Consider the following 22,195-nt stretch of genomic DNA (forward strand, 5'->3'; position numbering starts at 1 on the left):
AGTGATTAGATGACCGAAACGGCAAACAATATTCGCAGACTTAATAAATGTAATGTTTTTGAAGTGATTGCTCATGAAGGGCCAATCTCTCGCGCTGCTATTGCAAAGCGCTTGGGCTTGTCCAAACAAACGCTTTCTGAAGTTGCCAAAGAGCTGGAGAGTGAAGGCTGGGTGCAACAGGTGGGGCTGGAGCGCGGCAATGTGGGCCGCGCTGCGATGAATTTTGAAGTGGTGCCCGATGCGGCCTTTGTGGCTGCGGTGGATTTGGGTGGCACCAAGGTAAAAGTGGCGGTGGCCAATTTAGCTTGCCAGATTTTTGGTGAGGCGACGGAGCCAACTGATCCCAAAGGAGGATTGGATGTGGTGCGCCAAATTGCGCGCCTTTGTCGTCAGGCGATGGCTGAACATGATCTGGACCAAGATCGGTTGCGGCTTGCCGTTGTCGGCGTGCCCGGCGTGCCGGATGCGGCAACCGGGGCGGTGAAGATGGCGCCCAACATCGCCATGTTGGATGAGATTGATTTTTCCGGCGAGCTTTCCAAAGCGCTTGGGTTTGATGTGGTCATCGAGAATGACGTGAACCTTGCGGTGCTCGGTGAACATTGGGGCGGCGTGGCTCAGCATGTGGATGATCTGGCCTATGTTGCCCTGGGCACGGGTATTGGTGCGGGCATCATCTTGAATGGCGAATTGGTGCGCGGCAAACATGGCGGAGCAGGCGAACTTGGCTATCTGCCGTTCGGTGCGGACCCGTTTGAAGATGCATCTTTGCGCCAAGGGGCGTTGGAGCGTGTCACCGCGACAGACGCCATGCGCGACTATTATTTTGAGCTGACGGGCGAAAAAATCGAAGTGCCGGAAATATTTAATCGGCTTGATGAGGATGATCTGGCCGTCAAAGTGATTGATCGCACGGCGCGGGAAACAGCGCGGGCTTTGGCCGCGATCTGCGCCTTGATGGACCCGGAGCAAATTGTTTTTGGCGGGTCTATTGGCCGTCGTGAGGAACTGTTCACACGGATCAAAGCCCAGTTTGCCTTGATCACGCGGGAACCTGTTGAACTTAGCATTAGTGAATTGGGCGGCAAAGCCGCCCTTATTGGCGCAGCCTCTCTCGGCCTGAGCCATGTGCACGCCACCCTTTTGGCGGGTGGCGTGCCGGGCGCTGAAATCACTTTGCCGCCAGCGAAACTTGCCAATTTGGGGGTTGTTTCCAATGGCTAAAATAATGCCCGACTTCCGCTCATTCCTGGATGAAAACCAAGCAGTTGATTTGTTGCGTGGCGCTGTGGCCCGCGAAAGCATCACCGGCAATGAGGCGAACTTTGTTGACTATTTGCAAAGCGAAATGAGTGCGCGTCAGCTTGGCCCCGTTGTGGAAGAATTTTTGCCCGGCCGCCCCAATATCTTTGGCAAGCGCCAAGGCAATGGCGGCGGTTCAAACCTTTTGTTTATCGGCCACACTGATGTGGTGCATGTAGAGGGATGGCGCGAACATTGGCAAGGCGATCAGCGCGAAGACCCGTTTGGTGGTGCCATTATTGATGGTGAAATGTGGGGGCGCGGCACTGGCGATTTAAAGGGCGGCATTTGCACCAGCCTCGCCGCGCTGGATTTGATCGATAAGGCAGGCATCACGCTTAAGGGCGATGTGAGCTATGCCTTTATCGGGGACGAAGAAAGTGGCGAAGAAGGCACGGGCATTAGTGCCGGGATTGACCATCTGACCCAATCACAAGAATTTCTGGACGGGCATCAGCCAGACTTCGCCGTTTATGTGGAACCCACGCAACTGCAGGTGTTCCCAGCGCAGATGGGCTTTTTCATTGCCGACATCAGCATCAAGGGCAAAACCGCCTATTTCGGCGTGCCGGAGCAGGGCATTGATGCGCTGAAAACCAGCCATCGCGTGATGAAAGAGATTTGGGACCTGTCGGACCAGATGGGTGCGGCAGCTCATCATGATCTGGTGGGCGATGCCTTTATCCTGATCACCAAGATTGAGGGTGGCGGTTATATCGCGGTGCCGGGCGCATGCAAATTGTCGCTGATTTGCAAAGTGCTGCCGGGGCAAAGCCTTGATGAGGCCGTGGTTGCCTTGGAAGCGGCAATAGAACGCGGCATTGCGGACACTGGCTGCAGCTTTGACATTTCATATCCCGCAGGTCGGGATCATACATTCGGTGGATCGCCTACGGACATCGATCGGTCGAACCCGGCGATCGCGCAATTGTCGCAAGCGCTTGCGGCTTCCATGCCGGAACGCGGCACTGTTAATGGGGCGCCATATTGGTCTGAAGCACCGTTTTTGATCGAGCGGCTGGGATGCCCAACTGTTTATTGCGCGCCGGGCAATATTGCGAACTGCCATACCTTGGAAGAGCGCATTTCAATCAATGAATATTTGGCCGGGATAACGGCCTTTGCAGCATTCATCGTCCGCTATTGCGGCACGGTTGAATAAATTATGGAGGAAGGAACCATGATGAAACTTAGTAAACTTACAGCAGCGGGGGCTTTGGCCACCTTGTTGATGACAAGCGCTACATTTGCGCAAACAATCGGCCCGAACGGCGAAACCGCCACACCTTCGCAAGAAGTTGTTGTGGCAGATAGCGACGTGCAGACCCTAAAAGACGGTGGATATAAAGCCGCGTTGGTTTGGCACGATCAGTCAGATTTTGTGAATGCGGTTACCGAAGGGGCGACCGACGAATTCACCCGCTTGGGCATTGAAGTTGTGGCAACAACAAATGCAGGTTTTGACACTGCGAAACAACGCTCTGACATTGAGACGGTCATGACCAAAGAGCCAGACATCATTTTGGCCTTGCCACTTGATCCTGTGGCGTCAGCGGCAGCGTTTAAAGAGGCTGTTGATAATGATGTGCAATTGGTGTTTTTGTCCAATGTGCCATCTGGCTTTGAGCATGGCGCGCAATATGCCTCCATCGTGACCGATGATTTGTTTGCCATGGGCAAGCAAGCGGCTGACGCATTGGCGGCTGATCTTGGTGAAACAGGCAAAGTGGGTTGGATCTATCACGACGCGACTTACTATGTGACCAACCAGCGCGATAATGCGTTTAAGTCGACCATTGAAAATGATTATCCAAATATGGAAATCGTGGCGCAGGCTGGCATTTCTGATCCTGCACGGGCAGAAGATATTGCCAATGCGATGTTGTTGAAACATCCAGATCTGGCTGGCGTTTATGTGACCTGGGCTGGTCCAGCGGAAGGCGTATTGTCTGCCTTGCGCGCCAATGGCAACAAAACCACCAAAGTGGTGACGCTTGATCTATCTGAGCCAATCGCGCTGGATATGGTGCGCGGCGGCAATGTTGCGGCGATTGTGGCTGATGAAGCCTATGAGCTGGGCCGTGCCATGGCCGCCTCTGCTGCCCGCGGGTTGCTGGGCCAAGATAGCCCCGCCTTTGTGGTGGCACCTGCGGTGACCGTCAATGCTGACAATGTGTCCGAAGGTTGGATGCGCTCGCTGCACCGCGACGCACCTGAGAGCTTGACCAAGTAACCCCCTTTTGTGTCGCGCCTTAATGGTGCGGCACACTTCTAGCTTGTCGATGCGGGGAGGGACCGCGCATCCAGCGAAACGGATTTTATGATGCAATCGACCATGCAAACATTACGACAGCTCAATTTATCGCAGTATGTCGTTTATATCGGCTTTTTGCTGATCTTTCTTTTCTTTGCGATCACGCTTGGTGGCGACGGGTTTTTAACTCAACGTAACCTCACCAATATCGTGCTGCAAACCGCGCCGATCACCATCATGTCTATTGGCTTGGTGTTTGTGTTGGCCGCGGGGGAAATTGATCTTTCTTTCGGCTCCATTGTGGCGGTCGCAGCGCTCGGCAGCGCCGTTGTTTTGGGCGACTATCCGCTATTTGTCGGCGTTTTAGCGGGCCTTGGCATCGGTTTGGCGATCGGCTTTTTTAACGGGGTATTGGTGGCCTATCTGCGGTTGCCGTCATTCCTTGTGACGTTGGCGACAATGGGACTTTTTGCGGGTGTTGCCCGCACGATGACCGATCTACGCTCCGTTCCGGTGCTCAATGAAAACTTCGTCAATATGTTCGGCTCAGGCTCGTTATTTGGCGTGCCCTCTTTGGTGCTTTGGACCATTGGTGCGGTGGCGCTGGGGCACTTTGTGTTCCGCGAAACCAAGTTTGGTGCCCATGTGTTGGCCACAGGTGACAATGCCCGCGCCGCGCAAGTGACTGGCATTAAAGTGCCGCATGTGCGCCTGTTGGTGATGATGATTTGCGGCGGCCTCGCCGGGTTGGCTGGGCTTCTTTATGCCGGACGGTTGCAAGCGGCGCGCTATACGCTGGGCGAAAGCGATTTGATGACCGTGATTGCCGCGGTAATCATCGGCGGCACAGCGCTCAAGGGCGGCAAGGGCACCATTATCGGGGCGCTGGTTGGCTCTTTGATGATGGGCATGTTGAACAATGGCCTGATTTTGATGGGCCTTTCCGTATCTGACCAAATGATTGTCAGAGGCGTGATTATTTTGATCGCGGTGGCGATATCGCTACGCGACGTGAACAATTGAGGTAAGCCATGTTTTTAGATCTTTTGCGGCGACGTAATCCCAAATTTATCGAAGCGGCCATGGCGTTGCATCAAGAGGGCAAGATCCCCGCGAACGCCTATGTGTTGGATTTGGACGCGGTTGAACACAATGCCAAAATCTTGCGCGCCGAAGGCGACAAGCTGGGCATGAAAGTCTTTGCGATGACCAAGCAGGTCGGGCGCAACTCGGCCTTTTGCCAAGCGTCGATGCGCGGTGGTGTGAACCAGGCCGTGGCCGTTGATGTGGCGTGTGCTGTGGCGTGTAAACGGGCGGGCATGGATATTGGTCATATCGGCCATTTGGTGCAGGTGCCAAAGTTTGAAGCCGACATGGTGGCCAGCTATTTGCAGCCGCAATATTGGACCGTGTTCAGCCTCGAAAAAGCGCAAGAAGCGGCGGCAGCGGCCCACAAGGCTGGGCGCGTGCAAGATATTCTGGTGCGCATCAAATCTGATGGTGATGTGTTTTATAAAGGTCATGAGGGCGGCATTAAAGCGAGCGAGATCGTGGAGTTTGCCCAAAAGGTGGACGCCATGGATGGCGCACATTTTGCCGGCATCACCACGTTCCCAGCCCTGTTGTTCGATCAAGACACACACGACGTGAAGCCCACGCCGAACCTGACCACGCTGGAAAACGCAGCGGCGGCGCTGATTGATGCTGGGTTCACCGATATTGAGATTAACGCGCCGGGCACCACGTCTTCAGTCGTGTTGGAAGCGTTGGCCAAAGCAGGCGCAACCCAATGTGAGCCGGGCAATGGTTTGCATGGCACCACGCCATTGCATGCGATCAAGGATTTGCCCGAGCTGCCTGCTGTGCTCTATCTCAGCGAGGTGTCGCATCTACATGAAGATAAGGCCTATTGCTTTGGCGGCGGGCTTTATATTGATCCGGTGTTCCCGGATTATGATGTGAAAGCCTTGGTTGGCGGTGCGCCAACTGTGGATGATAAGGCGCTTGCCAGCGTCGATATACCGCCGACCACCGCGATTGATTATTACGGCATGATTGATTGCACGGGCAGCGTCCAGCCCAAGTCTGGCGACAGTGTTGTGTTCGGCTTCCGCGGGCAAGCGTTTGTGAAGCGTGCCTATACGGTTGGCGTCTCCGGCATTTCAACAGGCAATCCAAAGGTCGAGACCATTGAGAATATCTTTGGTCAGGCTGAAAACTGGCCAAATCTGAGGTAGCATGATGGATCTTTCAAACACTCAAGCTGCCGATGTGTTGCAGCTTAAAAATATTCACAAAGCCTTTGGTGGCGTGGTGGCGATTGAGGACTTTTCCCTCAATCTTAAAGCCGGTGAAATTGTTGCCCTTGTCGGCGACAATGGGGCGGGTAAATCGACGCTGATCAAAATCATTTCCGGCGTGCATACGCCCACATCTGGCACCATTGCCATTGATGGGCAGCAGACCAGCTTCAAAGATGCCACCGAAGCCCGCGCTGGCGGGATTGAAGTGGTCTATCAGGATTTGGCGCTGGCGGACGAGCAAGCCGTTTATATGAACATGTTTTTGGGGCGTGAAAAAACCAAAGGGCCGTTTGGCCAATTGGACCGCAAAGGCATGGTGCAGGAAACCGAAGATTTGGTGAAAGAGCTGGATGTGCGCATCCCATCGGCCAAAACCACGATCCGCAATTTGTCTGGCGGTCAACGGCAGGGCGTGGCCATTGCCCGCGCCACTCATTGGGCGACCAAGCTGGTTTTGTTGGATGAGCCAACCGCCGCGCTCGGCGTGGCGGAAACGGCCAAGGTGGAGGAAAATGTTGCGGCATTGCGCGAGCGCAATTTGGCGGTGTTGATCATCAGCCACAGCCTTGACCAAGTGTTCCGCTTGTCCGATCGGATTTGTGTGTTGCGGCGTGGCCAGCAGATTGGTGTGCGCGAAACAGCCAAGACCGACAAGAACGAAATTGTCTCGATGATCACCGGCGTATAGATCCCTCGGGGTTCCCTAACCCACGCCAATTTACCCACAATCATCAGGCATCAAGCCGCGCCATGTTGTCGTCATGGCGCGGTTTTTTGTGCCAGCACGAAGGGCGACTATTTTGGCGTTGGTGTCATTGATGCACCGGCATTAGCCGCCAGTGCTTCAATTCAATTAGTTGGCGGCCGGGAGCTTCTTTTTCGGGTCGAAGAATGGGATGGGCACGACAACGCCGCCGCGTGTTTCGCCGAGTTTGTCGACGATCAGCTCGGTGCCAATGTCTGTATGTTCGATGCTGAGCATGCACAGAGCGATGTTCTTTTCCAATCGCGGGGAATAGACCGCCGAGGTTACTGTGCCGACCTGGGCGCCATCCTTCATAACCGGCCAGAAGAAATCGTTGGTCCCCACGAAGGGGACACCCTCGATCTCCAGCCCGACAAGCCGCTGTTTGACACCCTTTTCCTTGATCCGGGCCAGCGCCTCTTTGCCGATGAAGTCGGCTTCCATGTCGACGTCAACCAAACGGTCGAGGTTCAGCTCGAATGGGTTGTTCGCAAGGGTCATATCCGCATGATAGGACAACATGCCCGCCTCGATCCGGCGAATGCCAGAGGTGTGGCCGGGTCTAAGGCCCATTGAGTAGCCTATATCAAGGAGATATTCCCAAAGTCGGCCCCCCGCAGACCCGTCGCGCAGGTAGATTTCGTAGCCCAACTCGCTGGACCATCCCGTGCGGGAGATGATGAGGGGGACACCATGCCAGTCATATTCCATGAACCGGAAATATTTCAGCTTGGTCGGTTCCTCACCGAAGCAGGCGCGCAGGATATCGCGGGATTTGGGGCCCTGAAGCTGAAGCGGTGAGACATCTGGCTCGGACAAATGGACATCCATGCCCGCATTCACTGCCACGCCGCGCGCCCAAAGCAAAACATCGCTATCGGCAATAGAGAGCCAGAAATGATCTTCGGCCAGCTTGAGCAATATCGGGTCATTGATGATCCCGCCTTCCTGGTCGGTAATCAGCAAGTATTTGCACTGACCGACTTCGCATTTAGACAGATCGCGTGAGCAAATATATTGGGTGAATTTGGCTGCATCTGGCCCGGTGATTTCAACCTGACGTTCCACCGACACGTCTGCCAGAGTGGCGTGATTGATCAGGTTCCAGAAGTTTTGTTCCGGATCGCCGAAATCGCGCGGGATATACATGTGGTTATAGACCGAAAAGCCCTTGGCACCCCACCGCAAAGCCGCGTCTGAATAGGGTGATTTCCGGACCTGTGTGCCAAAGCTGAAATGTGCAAACTCTAGTTCGTGGGCCATGATGTATATCCAATCATAAGGTAAAAGGTCAGCCTTGTTGGCGGACCAGATCGCGCAGTTCGTTTTTCCTGATTTTTCCGGTGGAGGTTTTGGGCAGTTCGCCAAAAACAACTTTCTTCGGTTGCATATATCCCGCAAGCCGCGCCTTGGCGTGGGCAAGCAACTCCATTTCGGTTGCTTCGCCGGACAGCTCAATAAAGGCGCAGGGCACTTCGCCCCACTTTTCATCGGGCATCGCCACCACGGCAACAAGGCTGACGGCAGGGTGGGCGTAGAGTGCTTTTTCGACCTCAATCGAAGAGATATTTTCGCCGCCTGATATGATGATATCTTTGGATCGATCACGAATGTCGATATAGCCATCAGGGTGCTGCACGGCGATGTCGCCGGACCAGAACCAACCGTCTTTGAAGGCCTTAGCGGTTTCCTCGGGCGCTTTGAGATAGCCCTTCATGACGATATTGCCGCGAAACACGACCTCGCCTAGGGTTTCGCCATCCCACGGGACGGGGATGCCTGTCTCGGGGTCCAAAACCAGCACGTCTTCCTCCAGCTCATAGGCGACACCCTGACGGGCCTTCAGATCGGCCTGTTCATCAGGTGGCAGCGCGGCCCAGCCGGGCTTTTCAGCGCAGACGACAGCAGGGCCATAGACTTCGGTCAGGCCATATACATGGGTGATGGAGATCCCCATTGCCTCCATATTCTTGATCACGCTTGCCGGGGGCGGGGCGGCTGCGGTCATCATCTTAATCTTTTGTGGAAAGTCGCGTTTTTGCGTGGCACCGCTGATCATCGACATGATGATCGGGGCGCCACAAAGGTGGGTCACGCCATGATCGGCAAATGCATCATAAATCGCGTCCGCTTTGGGCGAGCGCAGAAAAACGTGGGTTCCAGCCAGTAGGGTGATTGTCCAAGGAAAGCACCAACCATTGCAGTGGAACAGTGGCAGCGTCCAGAGGTAAACTGGATGGTGGGGCATTTCCCATGTCACCACATTATTGACCGCGTTGGTCCATGCGCCGCGGTGGGAATAGACCACGCCTTTGGGCCGACCCGTGGTACCGGAAGTGTAGTTCAGCGCAAGGGCGTCCCACTCGTCATCGGGCAGCGTGTAGGGGAAATCCGGGTTGCCTTCTGCCAGCAGATCGTCATAGGTCAGTGCGCCGATCCGCTCTCCGCCCGGGCCTTCGCTGTCTTCGATGTCGATGATCAAAAGATCGCGACCCGACTGGGCCACAGCGTCGGCGGCCATTGCGGAAAACTCTGTATCGACAAGCAATATTTTCGCTTCGCCATGATCAAGAATATAGGCGATGGTTCCCGCGTCCAGTCGTGTGTTGTTTGCATTCAACACCGCGCCCAGCATGGGCAATGCCAGCGCACATTCCAGTGCCTCAGGGATATTTGGTGCGATGAGCGCAACGGTGTCGCCTTTGCCAACGCCGCGCTTGGCCAGGGCGGAAGCGAGCCGCTTGCAACGCGCGGCAACCTCTCCCCAATTACGTCGGATGCGCCCGTGAATTTGCGCCGGGAGCTCCGGGTGCACACGCTCTACACGCTTGAGAATCGAAACCGGCGACAGGGCCGTAAAATTGGCAGCATTGCGTGAAAGTTCTGGCCCGTCATAAATCATTCGCCAGTCCAATCTGGCATGGGTTCCTTGCGGGTGAAGGCGCCGATGCCTGCTTCTGTATCTTTCGCCATCATGTTTTCCGCCATGATGCGGCCCGCAAAGGCGTAGGCCTCCTCCAGTGGCATTTCGAGTTGCTCATAGAAGGCGCGTTTGCCGATTTTGACCGCCGCGGGTGATTTTTCGGCGATGATGCGCGCTAAGTCCATGCTTGTTTTTTCAAGGTCCGAGAGCGGCACAACACGGTTTAAAAGGCCCATTTCGGCCACCCGGGCCGCGGGCAGGAATTCTCCCATCAGTAGCATCTCCATGGCCATTTTGCGCGGGACATTGCGCGACAGGGCGACCATGGGTGTGGAGCAAAACAGGCCGATATTTACCCCTGAGGTGGCGAATGTCGCGTCTTCGGCGGCCACCGCAAGATCGCAGGAGGCCACGAGCTGGCAACCTGCTGCGGTGGCAATACCTTTAACCTCAGCGATCACGGGCTGCGGCAAGCGCACGAGGCGCAGCATCATTGCTGAGCATGTGGCAAATAGGTCTTTAAAATACTGGAAACCGCCGTCCTCGTCCGCGCGGTGCGTGGACATTTCTTTGAGATTATGACCGGCACAAAAGTGATTTCCGCCGCTCCGCAGGATCACAACTTTGATGCTACGGTCAGCCGCGATGTTGTCCAACTCTTCTGACAGGGACGCCATCATTGCCTCAGAGAGGGCATTGATTGATTTGGGTGCATTCAGGGTCAAGACGGCAATGCCATCTTGGTTTGAGCGCACGATAAGGTTTTTGTTTTCCAGTGTACCGTCCATGACCTACTCCAAACTGACCCAAGCCATTTCCGAGGTGTTGATCCCTCGGCACATATTCATCACGGGCGTCCGGCAAGCATATTTGGCCACTGGCGCCGTCATGGGTGGGAATCTCGAGGTAAAATTGATTGCCCCACGTCCAGATCGGCGCGGCCAAAGCCGGGAATCTTTAAACGCGGAATGAGTTGCGTAAAAATTGAATTGTTGGAGGCGACATCAATAATTGCCCGCGCGTCCTGCCGCGGATCATAGGCTGCGATCGTGTCGAGGTGCTTTTCCCGAAAGGGCGCAACGGCTCCAGCCGGGTGTGCGTATTCTTGGTCGCAAAATGTGTTGTCCATCACCACATTCCTCCCTTGCGATCACGGTGTAATTATTGTAACTCGATAATTATATTCTCACAAGGTAAAATTATGCATCTGGAACGCCTCGCGTGCATTCTCGAAATTGTAGGTCAAAAGGGCGAAGCCACGGTGGCGGACATTTGTGCCCATTCTGACCTGCCTAAACCGTCTGCCTATCGGCTTGTGCAGGATTTGGTTGGTGTTGGGCTATTGGAACCGGTTGGGGGTGGGCTGTTCACGATTGGCGCTCGCCTGAAGCGGATGACAAATAACGATCATTCTGACCGGGCGCTGTTGGAGTTAATCGGGCCGGCGTTGAAACAAGCGGCCACACAGTTTGGCGTTGCTTTTTTCCTCTCGAGACTGCGCGGGAAGTCTGTGGAAATTATCCATGTTGAAACGCCGGACACGGGTGTATCCTATCTCCATCCGGGGTTGGGAAAACGTCCGGTGCATGCTTGTTCCTGCTCAAAGGCGGTTGCTGCCTTTTCGCCGGAATTGTTTTTGATTGGTGAGCTGGAGAACCAGTTGCGGGCCTACACCGAGTTCACGGTCACCAATGTGGATGATCTACAGGCAGAGTTCGAGATTATCCGCCAGCGTGGCTATGCTGAATGTGTTGAAGAAATTGAGCGCGGCATGTGTTCGGTGGCAGCCCCTCTCGGGCCAAGCGGCCCAGGGGCCACCTTGTCGATTGGGGCGGCGGGATCGGTGCGGGTGTTCTCGCCTGTGTTCCGCAAAAAAATAGGTCCTCAAGTTACCGAACTTGCGCGCGAGATTTCCACAAGACTGGGCTGGGATATTGAGCAGGATCGTGTGGAACATAATCTGCCCTGACGGGCGCGTTTTCGCGGCGGCTGCTTTGTTGCATGTTTTGGCCATTTGGGTATATGTTTAGGTATTACATAAAGTCAAACCCAAGAAGTCATACTCATGTCGCGCACTCAATCGACCAAAACTGAAATCGCCAAATGGCTTGAAATGCAGATTGAGGCGCTGGGCCCCGGCGGTCGTTTGCCGCCCATCCGTGAAATCATGCGGCAATTTAATACGGCCCAGCGGGTGGTGCAGGCTGTGGTGCAAGAATTTGTGCAGGACGGCCGATTGATATCACGCTCTGGTTTGGGGATCGTGGTGGCGGATGCATCGGCTGAAGCAGAAGATCATTGGGATGGTGACTTTCTCGTGCTTCATCGCAGTTCAGAAAGTGCGATCGCGTCGAACCTGCTGCGTGAATTGGCGCGTCGATTTCGCGCCCGCGGCATCTCAATGCTGCAAATTGGCTATGAGGATGAGGCGCAGGCTTTGCAGGTTTTGGAGCGTATGGGGCGCTTTAAAGCCTGTCTTATTCAGGGTCATTTTCAGCCATTGTCCATTGAGTTCTTGTCGGCATTGAAGACGCACGCGGCTCATATCATTTCAGATGGTGTTTATGTGTCGGGTATTGATGTTGATGCGGTGGGCACTGACTGGCGGGAGGCCGTGTCGCTTGCCTTTTCGCAGCTCAAAGAGCGGGGACATGAACGCATTGGGTTTTTAACATCAGGGCACTCAGCACGCACTATTGCAATGGCGCGGCGGGAGTTTGAGATTTTACGTCGGTTCGCCACGGAGCCTGATAAATGCCCGCTGATCGCGATTGATGCATTGCCTGGCGATTACACCGCAGACAAGGTGTTTGACGCGCTTGCGCCCTATGAGGTGGCGAAAAGCGAGTTGGACATCACTGCTTTAATCACTTGGGGCGTTGTGGAGGGCATTGTGTTGGATCTGGCGCTGACGCGGCTGGGGCTGCGCGCGGGTGAGGATTTGAGTGTGATCATGTTGGGCAGTGTGGATTTCCAGAGTGAGCACCTCAAACGCTTTGATGTGGTGGGCAATAGTGACCATGCCAAAATCGACACGTTTGAAAACATCATTTTGGCGCGCATTCAGGGTGAAGCGCGCGCGCCGCAAAGCCATTACCTTGAAATTGAAACCATAAAAAATGGCAGCGTGGCGCAAAAATAATGTAATTTGAGTACGACTCGTATTGTTGCGAGTTTTATACTCAAATAGGTTCAGCTTTAACAAAGACCTGATTGTTAGAGCGTGATATGGAACAAACTGCCCCCACAAATTCAACCCTTGGCGTCGCCATTATTGGTGCCGGCGAACGTGGCATTTATTTCATTGGTTCGCGCATGGCGGAAATGGCGGCCGAGACGGGTTTGCGCATTGTGGGGCTGCATGATCGTTTGCCTGACCGCATGCAGTTTGGCTGTCAGCACATCAATCAGATTTACCAAAAAAATGGCATCGATTGCGAAGCCACCAGCTTTGGCGATATGGCGGACCTGATCAACCATCCAGAGGTGGACCTGGTGTTGGTCACGACGCACACCAATGCGCATCGTGAGCCGACAATTATGGCGCTGGATGCGGGCAAAAAGGTGTATTTGGATAAACCGATCTCGGTGACTTTGGAAGATGCGGAAGCCATTCATGCGGCGGAGAAACGGGTGAATTCGCCAGTGATGATGGGCTTCACCCGGCGGTATGAGGCGAGCTGGCGAGAGGCCGTTCGGCATTTGGAGCAAGGCGCCATTGGTGACTTGCAGATGGTTTTGCTGCGTTCGGTCATTCCATACACCCGCTATTTGCAGCTATGGCATCGCGATCAATCGCTTTCGGGCGGCGCCATCAATGATAAATGTTCCCACCATTTTGATGTGTTGAACTGGTTGGCCAAAAGCGATGTGCAAAGCCTTACAGCGATTGGTGGGCGGAGCTCCATTTTTAAGCCCGACCCCACGGCTCCCCAAAGATGCAGCGAATGTGATCGTGTGTGCGCTTATCGCCGACATGACACCTTGATTGATCGGGAAGAGGGGAGCGCTGAGGTGCCCAACCCGAGCTGGGTTGAGGCGGAAAATGTGCGCGACCGCAATGACAATTGCGTCTATTTGCCCGGCGCTGACATTGATGATCATGCGATTGTGGCGCTGGCTTATGAAAATGGGGTCAAAGCCAATCTGTTTTTCACCTTGTTCGGGCCTTGGGCCAAGGATCAGGAAACCCTGGAGCTGGTTGGTTCGACCGGACGATTGAGGCTTGAGCGGTCCAGCGGGACCATCGATTTGGTGACGGATCACGGTAAAAAGCATCGCGTTTATAAGGTCAGCAATCCAGACAAAGGATCAAGCCACTATGGGGCTGATCGCCAATTGGTCAAATCGTTGCGGGCATTTGCCGATGGGGAAGCCCCCACGGTTGGCGTGCGCGAAGGCATTGCTTCACTAAAAATGGTTTTGGCGACGCAAAACTCCATTGCAAATCAAGGGGCCTTTGTGTCTGGCGAGGAAATGGAGGCGAACTATGCTTAATGCCCCATTGCCTGCAGATTTGATGCCCTTGGCAACCCGTTTAGGGGTGGTGCCGCTTTATGGTGATATCCATAATCATTGCAATATTTCCTATGGTCACGGGCGGTTACAAGATGCGCTGACCCGCGCCAAACAGCAGTTGGATTTTGTCTCGATCACAGGCCATGCCCATTGGCCGGATATGCCCGTGGACGAGCCGAGCGTGGCCCACATTGTGGACTTTCATGTCAAGGGTTTTGCGAAGCTGAAGGAAAACTGGATTCCGCATTACCAAGACTTGCAGGCCATTGATGAAGAAGGTGTCTTCTCCGTTTTCCCCGGCTATGAAATTCACTCCGGCGCTCATGGCGATTATACGATTGTTTATGAAACGTTGGAGCCGCAAGATTTTCACGTGGCCGACGACCCTGCTGCTTTGCTTGAAATACTGAAAGCGAAAGCAAATGGCGACCATTTGGCTTTCCCGCATCACATTGGTTATCGCCCGGGTGCCCGCGGCATTAATTGGCAAACATTTGAGCCTGAATTATCGCCGTTTGTTGAGATGTTCTCTATGCATGGCTGTGCTGAAAACTCGCAAACGGACCGACCCTATTTGCATTCAATGGGGCCGACAAATGGCGGCTCCACAATGCAGCAGGGCCTTGGCGAAAACAAAGTTTTTGGCATTGTCGGCAACTCGGATCATCACAGCGCTTATCCTGGCTCCTACGGACACGGCCGGTGTTGTGTCTATGCAGCTGGCGCGGGCCGAAACCAGATTTGGCAGGGGCTCAAATCCCGCCACACCAATGCGTTGACTGGTGATCGCATTCATTTGCTCGGGGCAATTGAGGGGCATATCAACGGCGACATCGTTGCGCCACATGCCGAAGCAGACCTTATGGTTGAGGCTGTTGCTGGCGGCGCGATCGATTACATCGATGTGATGCGCAATGGTGAGTTGTTTGAGCGGATTTCTCCGACTCTAACACCGCACCCGATCCAGCCACCGCAAGAGCAGTTTGAGACGATTTTGGTGATTGAAATGGGCTGGGGTGCGCGGCGCAGTGCCCATCGTTGGGACGGCAATGTCACCATCGAAAATGGCGACCTGCTGAGCGTTGAGCCGCGGTTGCGCGGTCGGGAAATTGTGTCCCCGCTTGAAGGCGACGAGGCGTCATCTGATGAGCCTGAGTTGCGCGTCGATGGTGGGGAACTGACCTTCAGCATCACCGCTGAGGCGAACCCGAACAATATGACGCCAGCAACACAGGCTATTGCCCTGCGCGTGCGCGGTGACGAAGGCACCGTTTTGCGGGCAACGCTTGGTGAAAAAGAGGTCACGTTAGATTTTGGCACATTGTTGAACGGCGCGGTTTCAGGGAATTTGGGGCCAATTGATAGCCCCGCTTACCGCATCCACCAAATCGTGCGGCCAGAGCAATGGCAATGGCAGGGCCGCGTGAAAATCGGGCCGTTCGAAACAGGCGAAAATATCTATCTGCGTTTGCGGCAAACCAACGGGCAAATGGCGTGGGCATCACCCATTTTCTGCCGTGATGAAAAATCGGGCTAGCACCCATTGCAATTAATCTAAATGCGGGCAATGGGTTAGCGATCTCGAGATCCGCAGATGAATAAAAAATCGCGATTTGAAACATTCCGGTGTCGGCAACACCTATTGGAGGAGAAAAAATGCGAATTTCTACAATCTTAGCGTCAAGCGTGGCCGCAGTTGCCCTTTTTGCGAGTTCGGCGATCGCTGCGGATCTTAAAATTGTGCACGGCTCAGTTGGTCGTGACCAAGAAATGCTGCGCAAACATTTGGACATGTTTGAAGCGCAGACTGACCACACGGTGGACATTGTTTCCATGCCTGAATCCACAACGGATCAGTTTGGACAATATAAGCTGTGGTTGGCTGCCCAAAGCAGCGATATCGATGTTTATCGTTTGGACGTGATCTGGGCCGCGCAGGTGGCCAATCACTTCGTGGATCTGTCACCGCATGTGCAGGACATTATCGGCGATTATGTGCCAGCGGCTGTTGAATCTCAAACAGTGGGTGACAAGCTCGTGGCTCTGCCGATGTTTCTTGGCGCGCCCGCACTTTATTACCGCAAGGATTTGCTTGAAAAGTACGATCAATCCGTGCCCACCACCTGGCAAGAGCTCACCGACACAGCCCAGCTTATTCAAGATGAAGAGCGGGCAGCGGGCAATGAAGATATTTGGGGGTTTGTTTTCCAAGGCGCGGCCTATGAGGGGCTGACCTGTAACGCGCAAGAATGGGTGGCCAGCTTTGGCGGTGGCCGCATTGTTGAGCCAGATGGCACGATCACCATCAATAACGAGAATGCGGCCAAGGCATTGGATTTGGCAGCCTCTTGGGTTGGCAACATCGCGCCTGAAGGCGTGCTCTCCTATAAAGAGGAAGAGGCGCGTGGCGTTTGGCAAACCGGCAATGCGGTCTTTATGCGCAACTGGAACTATGCCTACGCATTGGCGGCGAGTGAAGACAGCGCGGTGAAAGACAAATTTGATGTGGCGATTTTGCCCGGCACTGAAGGGCACACTTCTGCAGCCACATTGGGCGGGTCACATCTTGGCGTTTCCAAATATTCAGAAAACCAAGAGGCCGCGATTGAGCTGGTGCGGTTCCTCAATTCTTACGAGGTGCAAAAAGACCGTGCGATCATCACCTCACGTCCGCCAACCTTGAATGCAGTTTATGAGGATGAAGAAGTGGGAGAGAAGCAACCCTTTATCCCATTGTGGAAGCCTGTGGTGGACAATGCGTTGCCACGGCCATCTGTTGCAACTGCACGGAACTATAATGAGGTTTCAAAAGAGTTTTGGAGCGCGGCCCATGCCACCTTGTCTGGCGATGGCAGCGCGGCTGAAAATCTGCAAAAGCTTGAAGCAAAACTGAAGCGGCTCAAAGGCGCGCGTTGGTAGGCTTATAAAATCCCCCACTGGGCGCGGTTCGCCGCGCCCTTTTTTCCATTTCCGCTGCTGGTAATTTCGATATGGCGCAACGCTCAAAACTGCACAAACAACGGGTAAAGTCAGCTTGGCTTTTTATGAGCCCCATGCTGCTCGTGTTGGCGGCTGTCGCGGCTTATCCCTTGTTCCGTACCTTCTATTTCGGCTTCACTGATGCCTCGCTCGATATGCTGGATTCAGCTAATTGGGTTGGGTTTCGCAACTATTTAGAATGGGTCGACTATGGCGACGGCGAGGGCGAGTTTTTCGGCCTTTTGGTCGATGAAGTATGGTGGCAGTCGGTTTGGAACACGCTTTATTTCTCATTCGTCTCTGTCAGCTTTGAAACCTTTTTTGGCTTGATCGTGGCGCTGGTTTTGAATGCCAATTTTGCAGGACGGGGCATTGTGCGCGCAGCGGTGCTTATTCCCTGGGCAATCCCCACCACGGTTTCGGCGAAAATGTGGGCGTGGATGATGCATGACCAATTCGGCATTTTGAATGACCTATTGATGAAGCTACACGTTATCTCCGAACCGATCGCTTGGACGGCCTCCTCCGACACAGCCATGCTGGCGGTGCTCATGGTGGATATTTGGAAAACGACGCCCTTTATGGCGCTTTTGATTTTGGCCGGTCTGCAGATGGTGCCACGCGATATATATGAAGCCGCCAAAATTGACGGCGTTCACCCGGTCAAAGTGTTTTTCAAGGTGACATTGCCGATCATCCGGCCTGCGATTGTTGTTGCCATTATCTTTCGGGCGCTGGATGCGATGCGGGTTTTCGATTTGATCTATGTGCTGACGCCAGCCAATGACGATACGCGCACCATGTCCGTATTCGCACGCGAATATTTGTTTGATTTTGACAAATTTGCCTATGGCTCTGCCGCGTCCACCTTGCTGTTCCTAATCATTGGCGGGGTCACGATCACCATTTTTGCCATGGGCAAAACCAATGTTGGGCGGGAGAACTAGAATGCCAATTTGGATCAAACGAACCAGCTTTTATGCCTTGGTGGCGGTTATTTTCGTCCTGTCAGTTTTCCCGTTCTATTATGCGGTCGTCACGTCATTCAAATCTGGCCAAGCCATCTTTAATGTCGATTACTGGCCGACCAGTTTTTCCTTGGACAATTACTTCACCGTTTTGACCCAAGGCGTGTTTGGTCAGCAGATTTTGAATTCCATTATGGTCGCTACGGGCGTGGTGCTGATCTCGCTGGCGCTTGCGGTGGGCGCGTCCTATGCCCTTAGTCGCATCGCGTTTCGTGGCAAAACGCTCATGTTGTTCACCATCTTGTCAGTGTCCATGTTCCCGCAAATTGCGGTACTGGCTGGCCTGTTTGAGTTGATCCGATCCATGGGTATTTACAACTCATTGTGGTCACTTGTGTTTTCGTACATGATTTTCACCTTGCCCTTCACTGTGTGGGTTTTGACCACTTTTATGAAGGCGCTGCCGGTGGAAATTGAAGAGGCAGCCATTGTTGATGGCGCCTCGCCGATAGAGATCATCGTCAAAGTGTTTTTGCCCCTCATGTGGCCCGCCTTGGTCACCACTGGCTTGCTGGCGTTCATCCACGCCTGGAACGAATTTTTGTTCGCCTTTACCTTTATGGCGACCGATGCAAAACGCACCGTGCCTGTGGCGATTGCCATGATTTCGGGTGGATCTGAGTTTGAGGTGCCCTGGGGCAATATCATGGCCGCATCTGTTGTGGTGACGGTGCCGTTGATCGCCCTTGTTTTGATATTCCAACGCAAAATTGTTGCGGGCCTAACCGCCGGTGCGGTGAAAGGATAATTATGGCTGAGTTGCAGTTAGAAAACATCTCGAAAAACTTTGGTTCGATCAAGGTCATTCACGATGTGAGCCTTGCCGTACAGCAAGGCGAGTTCGTTGTTTTTGTGGGCCCTTCGGGCAGCGGCAAATCTACCATGCTGCGCCTGATTGCCGGGCTGGAAGATATCAGCAGTGGCACGCTGAAGATTGACGGGCAGGTCGCTAACGATTTGACCCCGGTTCAACGCGGTATTGCCATGGTGTTCCAGTCTTACGCGCTTTATCCGCATATGAATGCTTATGACAATATGGCCTTTGGTTTGCGGCGGCATAATATGAGCAAGACAGAGGCAGACGCGCACATTCGTGACACCGCCCGCAGTTTGGATATTGAGCAATATCTGGATCGTTTGCCACGCCAGCTTTCTGGTGGCCAGCGCCAACGGGTTGCGATTGGGCGCGCCATTGTGCGCCAACCCAAGCTGTTTTTGTTTGATGAGCCTTTGTCAAACCTCGATGCGGCACTGCGGGTGAATACAAGGCTGGAGATTGCCAAACTGCATGAGCGGATGCCCGACACAACCATGATCTATGTGACCCACGATCAGATCGAGGCGATGACCTTGGCGGACCGTATTGTGGTGATGAACCATGGCAATATCGAACAGGTCGGCACGCCCATGGAACTATACCACAATCCGGTCAATCAGTTTGTGGCGGAGTTTATCGGCTCGCCAAAGATGAATATTATTCAAGATGAAAATACTGTCGAAAAGACGGGTGTTCGGCCCGAGCATATTGAGCTGGTGGCAGATGGTCAGGGGCAGTGGCGTGGCAAGGTTGAAGCCATTGAAGAACTGGGGGCGGAAACGCTTGTCTTTGTGCGCCTGCCAACAGAGGAGTTGGTTTTGGTGCGTGTGGGTGATGACCAGTCGGTGACCCGCAATGATATGGTTGGGCTTGCGCCGATTGAAGATAAAATACTCCGGTTTGATCGCGACGGCGGGCGCTGTTAAGTGGCCGCTGTCCAAGACTTTTTTGCTTGGTTTGGGGTGCGGAAAAGTTCCGGCACCGAATGTTCTAGATCAGTTTTTTGGGCGTCGCCAACAGATCGGTCAGATGGACGACAAAGCGTGCGGCCTCCGCGCCATTGATCACTCGGTGATCATAGCTCAAGTCCAGCGGCGTCATAGGCACGGGCTGCCAATTCTTACCATCCCATTGTGGCACCGTTTCGGTGCGCGATATGCCCAAGATCGCCAATTGCGGCGGATTGACGATGGGGGTGAAGCCGATGCCGCCAATGCCCCCCAGGCTCGACACAGCCATTGACGCGCCGGCGAGTTCTTCAGGTCGGATTTTTCGCGCCTGTGCCCGCCCGGCAATATCGGCAATGTCGTTGGCAATTTGAACGATGCCTTTTTGATCAACGTCCCGCACCACGGGCACCAAAAGACCATGCGGCGTGTCCACCGCCACGCCAATATGCACATATTGTTTCAGCACCAAGGTCTTGCCATCTGCTGATAGCGAGGCGTTGAATTTGGGGAAAGCCTTTAGCGTTGCGGCGAGCGCTTTGAGGTGAAAGGCAAGGGCCGTCAGCTTTACGCCTTTTTGCGCCATTTCAGCTTTTATCGATTGGCGAAAGGCTTCCACCGCGCGCATATCTGCACGATCATGATGGGTCACCTGCGGGATCATTGCATTTGCCGCCGCCAAATTTTGGGCCGACACTTGCGCAAAGCGCGACATCGGTTCTTCGCGCACCGGGCCAAATTGGCCATGGTCCACGTCCCAGAATTGGGCATGGTCGGAGGTAGGACCAGCAGACGATGATTTTGGGGTGTCGCCTGCCAGAAATTGATCTACATCCTCGCGGCCAATCAGCTCACGACCAAGCTTTTCGGCCAATCGTTCAAGATCGACGCCGTTTCGCCCGGCATAGGCACGCACTGATGGGCTCGCGACAAAACTCATATCACCATTCCGCTGAAATATATTGAGTTTCGGTAAACTCGAGAATGCCCTCGTGGCCGCCTTCGCGACCGAGCCCCGATTGTTTTACACCACCAAATGGCGCTGCAGGGTCGGAAACAAGCCCGCGATTGAGGCCCACCATGCCATATTCCAGGCGCTCACATACTTGCATGGCCCGCTTCATGTTCTCGGAAAACACATAGGCCACCAAACCATATTCAGTGTCATTGGCGCGGCGGATTACGTCGTCTTGATCCGTGAAGGATTGAATAGCTGCAACTGGGCCGAAAATCTCGTCATGTACACATTCTGCATCCTCGGAGACATTGGTCATGATGGTCGGCGGATAGAAGAAGCCTTTGCCATTTGGCAAACTGCCGCCGAGTTCAATTTTTGCGCCCTTGGCGACGGCGTCCTCTACAAAGGCGGCTACTTTATCGCGGGTATCTGCATTGACCAGCGGGCCAACATCGATCCCTTCTTCCACGCCATTGCCCACCTTCAGCGCGCCCATGGCGTCAACGAGTTTTTTGACAAATTCCTGTTCCACATCTTTATGCACATAGATGCGGTTGGCAGCTGTGCAGGCTTCGCCCAGATTGCGCATTTTGGCCAGCATGGCCCCTTGAACGGCTTTGTCGATATCCGCGTCCTCAAACACGATAAAGGGCGCATTGCCTCCAAGTTCCATGGCGGGCTTTAAGACCTGATCCGCCGCACTTTTCAAAAGTTTGCGACCAACCCCGGTTGACCCGGTAAACGAAATCACGCGTACGCGTGGATCGTGCAGCATGTGATCCACCATCTCGCGCGTTTTTTGCGTGGGCAGCACGTTCACCAGCCCTTTGGGCACGCCAGCTTCTTCCAGCAAGGGCATCAATGCGAGCATCGTCAGGGGTGTTTCTGACGCGGGCTTGATGATCACGGGACAACCAGCGGCAAGGGCCGGGGCAATTTTGCGTGTGCCCATGGCCGCGGGGTAATTCCATGGCGTGACCAGCACCGCGATGCCAGCAGGCTTATGCTGCACCACAATGCGCGCGCCAGAGGCGGGGGCCTGGGTGATCAGGCCATCCAAGCGCACCGCTTCTTCTGAAAACCAGCGGAAAAACTCAGCCGCATAGGTGGCTTCGCCCATCGCGTCGTTTTTGGCTTTGCCATTTTCCAGCGTGATCATGCGGGCAAAATCATCGAGCCGCGCGGTCATCAATTCCCACGCCTTGCGCAAAACTTCAGCGCGCTCACGTGGTGACTTCTGGTTCCAAACCTCAAAGGCAGCCTGGGCCGCATCTAGCGCGGCATCTGCATCTGCAATCTCGGCTGAGGCCACGCTGGCCAACACTTCTTCAGTTGCAGGATTGATAACATCGAACCGTTCATTGCTCGCGCCTTCGGCCCAGCGCCCGTTTATATATAGATTTGTGTGATCCATAATCCGC

At 54.2% G+C, this 22,195-nt stretch carries 20 protein-coding genes; 14 read left to right on the forward strand and 6 right to left on the reverse strand.

Features of this window, described 5'->3' with window-relative positions; all coding sequences use genetic code 11:
* Positions 1-9 precede the first annotated feature (9 nt).
* The 6 genes from MXMO3_RS04750 (at position 10) to MXMO3_RS04775 (ending at position 6,547) form a co-directional block, all read left to right on the forward strand.
* Entirely contained in the window at positions 10-1,224 is a 1,215-nt protein-coding gene (locus MXMO3_RS04750; protein WP_027834842.1) for an ROK family transcriptional regulator, read from the forward strand.
* Positions 1,217-2,464 carry a M20 family metallopeptidase gene (locus tag MXMO3_RS04755; protein ID WP_117395123.1) on the forward strand — a complete coding sequence of 416 codons (1,248 nt, stop codon included), beginning with the start codon at positions 1,217-1,219 and terminating at the stop codon, positions 2,462-2,464. Before MXMO3_RS04750 ends, MXMO3_RS04755 begins: the two co-directional genes overlap by 8 nt.
* 18 nt (positions 2,465-2,482) lie before the next feature.
* The gene (locus MXMO3_RS04760; RefSeq protein WP_342773372.1) at positions 2,483-3,535 is read left to right on the forward strand and encodes a substrate-binding domain-containing protein; all 1,053 of its coding nucleotides are present in this window, start codon (positions 2,483-2,485) and stop codon (positions 3,533-3,535) included.
* Between the two features lie 102 nt (positions 3,536-3,637).
* The gene (locus tag MXMO3_RS04765) at positions 3,638-4,579 is read left to right on the forward strand and encodes an ABC transporter permease (protein ID WP_245985805.1); all 942 of its coding nucleotides are present in this window, start codon (positions 3,638-3,640) and stop codon (positions 4,577-4,579) included.
* An 8-nt stretch (positions 4,580-4,587) separates the two neighbouring features.
* On the forward strand, positions 4,588-5,793 hold the full coding sequence (locus tag MXMO3_RS04770; protein WP_117395124.1) for an alanine racemase: 1,206 nt from the start codon (positions 4,588-4,590) through the stop codon (positions 5,791-5,793).
* Position 5,794: 1 nt separating this feature from the next.
* Positions 5,795-6,547, forward strand: a complete 753-nt coding sequence (locus tag MXMO3_RS04775; RefSeq protein ID WP_051213590.1) for an ATP-binding cassette domain-containing protein — start codon at positions 5,795-5,797, stop codon at positions 6,545-6,547.
* 165 nt (positions 6,548-6,712) lie between these two features.
* On the opposite strand, the gene MXMO3_RS04780 is transcribed toward MXMO3_RS04775, so the two are convergent.
* The 4 genes from MXMO3_RS04780 to MXMO3_RS04795 all read right to left on the reverse strand — a co-directional run bounded on the left by MXMO3_RS04780 (position 6,713) and on the right by MXMO3_RS04795 (position 10,656).
* Positions 6,713-7,867 carry a glycine cleavage T C-terminal barrel domain-containing protein gene (locus MXMO3_RS04780; protein WP_117395125.1) on the reverse strand — a complete coding sequence of 385 codons (1,155 nt, stop codon included), beginning with the start codon at positions 7,865-7,867 and terminating at the stop codon, positions 6,713-6,715.
* Between the two features lie 28 nt (positions 7,868-7,895).
* The gene (locus tag MXMO3_RS04785) at positions 7,896-9,506 is read right to left on the reverse strand and encodes an AMP-binding protein (protein WP_117395126.1); all 1,611 of its coding nucleotides are present in this window, start codon (positions 9,504-9,506) and stop codon (positions 7,896-7,898) included.
* The gene (locus MXMO3_RS04790) at positions 9,503-10,315 is read right to left on the reverse strand and encodes an enoyl-CoA hydratase (RefSeq protein ID WP_117395127.1); all 813 of its coding nucleotides are present in this window, start codon (positions 10,313-10,315) and stop codon (positions 9,503-9,505) included. The genes MXMO3_RS04785 and MXMO3_RS04790 overlap by 4 nt, the downstream gene beginning before the upstream one ends.
* A gap of 98 nt (positions 10,316-10,413) precedes the next feature.
* A complete protein-coding gene (locus MXMO3_RS04795) occupies positions 10,414-10,656 on the reverse strand; it encodes a hypothetical protein (RefSeq protein WP_117395128.1) in 243 nt (80 codons plus the stop codon).
* A gap of 72 nt (positions 10,657-10,728) precedes the next feature.
* Between MXMO3_RS04795 and MXMO3_RS04800 the strand changes: the two genes are divergently transcribed.
* The 8 genes from MXMO3_RS04800 (at position 10,729) to MXMO3_RS04835 (ending at position 19,795) form a co-directional block, all read left to right on the forward strand.
* Positions 10,729-11,496, forward strand: a complete 768-nt coding sequence (locus tag MXMO3_RS04800) for an IclR family transcriptional regulator (RefSeq protein ID WP_117395129.1) — start codon at positions 10,729-10,731, stop codon at positions 11,494-11,496.
* Between the two features lie 96 nt (positions 11,497-11,592).
* On the forward strand, positions 11,593-12,669 hold the full coding sequence (locus MXMO3_RS04805) for a GntR family transcriptional regulator (protein ID WP_117395130.1): 1,077 nt from the start codon (positions 11,593-11,595) through the stop codon (positions 12,667-12,669).
* A gap of 86 nt (positions 12,670-12,755) precedes the next feature.
* Complete coding sequence (locus tag MXMO3_RS04810; RefSeq protein ID WP_117395131.1) at positions 12,756-14,024, forward strand: Gfo/Idh/MocA family protein; 1,269 nt, start codon at positions 12,756-12,758, stop codon at positions 14,022-14,024.
* Complete coding sequence (locus tag MXMO3_RS04815) at positions 14,017-15,582, forward strand: hypothetical protein (RefSeq protein ID WP_117395132.1); 1,566 nt, start codon at positions 14,017-14,019, stop codon at positions 15,580-15,582. Before MXMO3_RS04810 ends, MXMO3_RS04815 begins: the two co-directional genes overlap by 8 nt.
* 119 nt (positions 15,583-15,701) lie before the next feature.
* Entirely contained in the window at positions 15,702-16,964 is a 1,263-nt protein-coding gene (locus MXMO3_RS04820; protein WP_117395133.1) for an ABC transporter substrate-binding protein, read from the forward strand.
* A 71-nt stretch (positions 16,965-17,035) separates the two neighbouring features.
* A complete protein-coding gene (locus tag MXMO3_RS04825; protein ID WP_117395134.1) occupies positions 17,036-17,971 on the forward strand; it encodes a carbohydrate ABC transporter permease in 936 nt (311 codons plus the stop codon).
* Position 17,972: 1 nt separating this feature from the next.
* Complete coding sequence (locus tag MXMO3_RS04830) at positions 17,973-18,800, forward strand: carbohydrate ABC transporter permease (protein ID WP_027834825.1); 828 nt, start codon at positions 17,973-17,975, stop codon at positions 18,798-18,800.
* Positions 18,801-18,802: 2 nt separating this feature from the next.
* Positions 18,803-19,795, forward strand: coding sequence for an ABC transporter ATP-binding protein (locus tag MXMO3_RS04835; protein ID WP_117395135.1), 993 nt, complete (start codon positions 18,803-18,805; stop codon positions 19,793-19,795).
* Positions 19,796-19,859: 64 nt separating this feature from the next.
* On the opposite strand, the gene MXMO3_RS04840 is transcribed toward MXMO3_RS04835, so the two are convergent.
* On the reverse strand, positions 19,860-20,756 hold the full coding sequence (locus MXMO3_RS04840; protein WP_117395136.1) for a 2-oxo acid dehydrogenase subunit E2: 897 nt from the start codon (positions 20,754-20,756) through the stop codon (positions 19,860-19,862).
* A gap of 1 nt (position 20,757) precedes the next feature.
* A complete protein-coding gene (locus MXMO3_RS04845; protein ID WP_117395137.1) occupies positions 20,758-22,188 on the reverse strand; it encodes an NAD-dependent succinate-semialdehyde dehydrogenase in 1,431 nt (476 codons plus the stop codon).
* Positions 22,189-22,195: the final 7 nt, after the last annotated feature.

The sequence above is a fragment of the Maritalea myrionectae genome, assembly GCF_003433515.1.
Lineage (GTDB): Bacteria > Pseudomonadota > Alphaproteobacteria > Rhizobiales > Devosiaceae > Maritalea > Maritalea myrionectae.

Coding starts and splice junctions, on each gene's coding strand:
- MXMO3_RS04750 (WP_027834842.1), top strand. CDS start 10: ATGACCGAAACGGCAAACAATATTCGCAGACTTAATAAATGTAATGTT.
- MXMO3_RS04755 (WP_117395123.1), top strand. CDS start 1,217: ATGGCTAAAATAATGCCCGACTTCCGCTCATTCCTGGATGAAAACCAA.
- MXMO3_RS04760 (WP_342773372.1), top strand. CDS start 2,483: ATGATGAAACTTAGTAAACTTACAGCAGCGGGGGCTTTGGCCACCTTG.
- MXMO3_RS04765 (WP_245985805.1), top strand. CDS start 3,638: ATGCAAACATTACGACAGCTCAATTTATCGCAGTATGTCGTTTATATC.
- MXMO3_RS04770 (WP_117395124.1), top strand. CDS start 4,588: ATGTTTTTAGATCTTTTGCGGCGACGTAATCCCAAATTTATCGAAGCG.
- MXMO3_RS04775 (WP_051213590.1), top strand. CDS start 5,795: ATGATGGATCTTTCAAACACTCAAGCTGCCGATGTGTTGCAGCTTAAA.
- MXMO3_RS04780 (WP_117395125.1), bottom strand. CDS start 7,867: ATGGCCCACGAACTAGAGTTTGCACATTTCAGCTTTGGCACACAGGTC.
- MXMO3_RS04785 (WP_117395126.1), bottom strand. CDS start 9,506: ATGATTTATGACGGGCCAGAACTTTCACGCAATGCTGCCAATTTTACG.
- MXMO3_RS04790 (WP_117395127.1), bottom strand. CDS start 10,315: ATGGACGGTACACTGGAAAACAAAAACCTTATCGTGCGCTCAAACCAA.
- MXMO3_RS04795 (WP_117395128.1), bottom strand. CDS start 10,656: ATGGACAACACATTTTGCGACCAAGAATACGCACACCCGGCTGGAGCC.
- MXMO3_RS04800 (WP_117395129.1), top strand. CDS start 10,729: ATGCATCTGGAACGCCTCGCGTGCATTCTCGAAATTGTAGGTCAAAAG.
- MXMO3_RS04805 (WP_117395130.1), top strand. CDS start 11,593: ATGTCGCGCACTCAATCGACCAAAACTGAAATCGCCAAATGGCTTGAA.
- MXMO3_RS04810 (WP_117395131.1), top strand. CDS start 12,756: ATGGAACAAACTGCCCCCACAAATTCAACCCTTGGCGTCGCCATTATT.
- MXMO3_RS04815 (WP_117395132.1), top strand. CDS start 14,017: ATGCTTAATGCCCCATTGCCTGCAGATTTGATGCCCTTGGCAACCCGT.
- MXMO3_RS04820 (WP_117395133.1), top strand. CDS start 15,702: ATGCGAATTTCTACAATCTTAGCGTCAAGCGTGGCCGCAGTTGCCCTT.
- MXMO3_RS04825 (WP_117395134.1), top strand. CDS start 17,036: ATGGCGCAACGCTCAAAACTGCACAAACAACGGGTAAAGTCAGCTTGG.
- MXMO3_RS04830 (WP_027834825.1), top strand. CDS start 17,973: ATGCCAATTTGGATCAAACGAACCAGCTTTTATGCCTTGGTGGCGGTT.
- MXMO3_RS04835 (WP_117395135.1), top strand. CDS start 18,803: ATGGCTGAGTTGCAGTTAGAAAACATCTCGAAAAACTTTGGTTCGATC.
- MXMO3_RS04840 (WP_117395136.1), bottom strand. CDS start 20,756: ATGAGTTTTGTCGCGAGCCCATCAGTGCGTGCCTATGCCGGGCGAAAC.
- MXMO3_RS04845 (WP_117395137.1), bottom strand. CDS start 22,188: ATGGATCACACAAATCTATATATAAACGGGCGCTGGGCCGAAGGCGCG.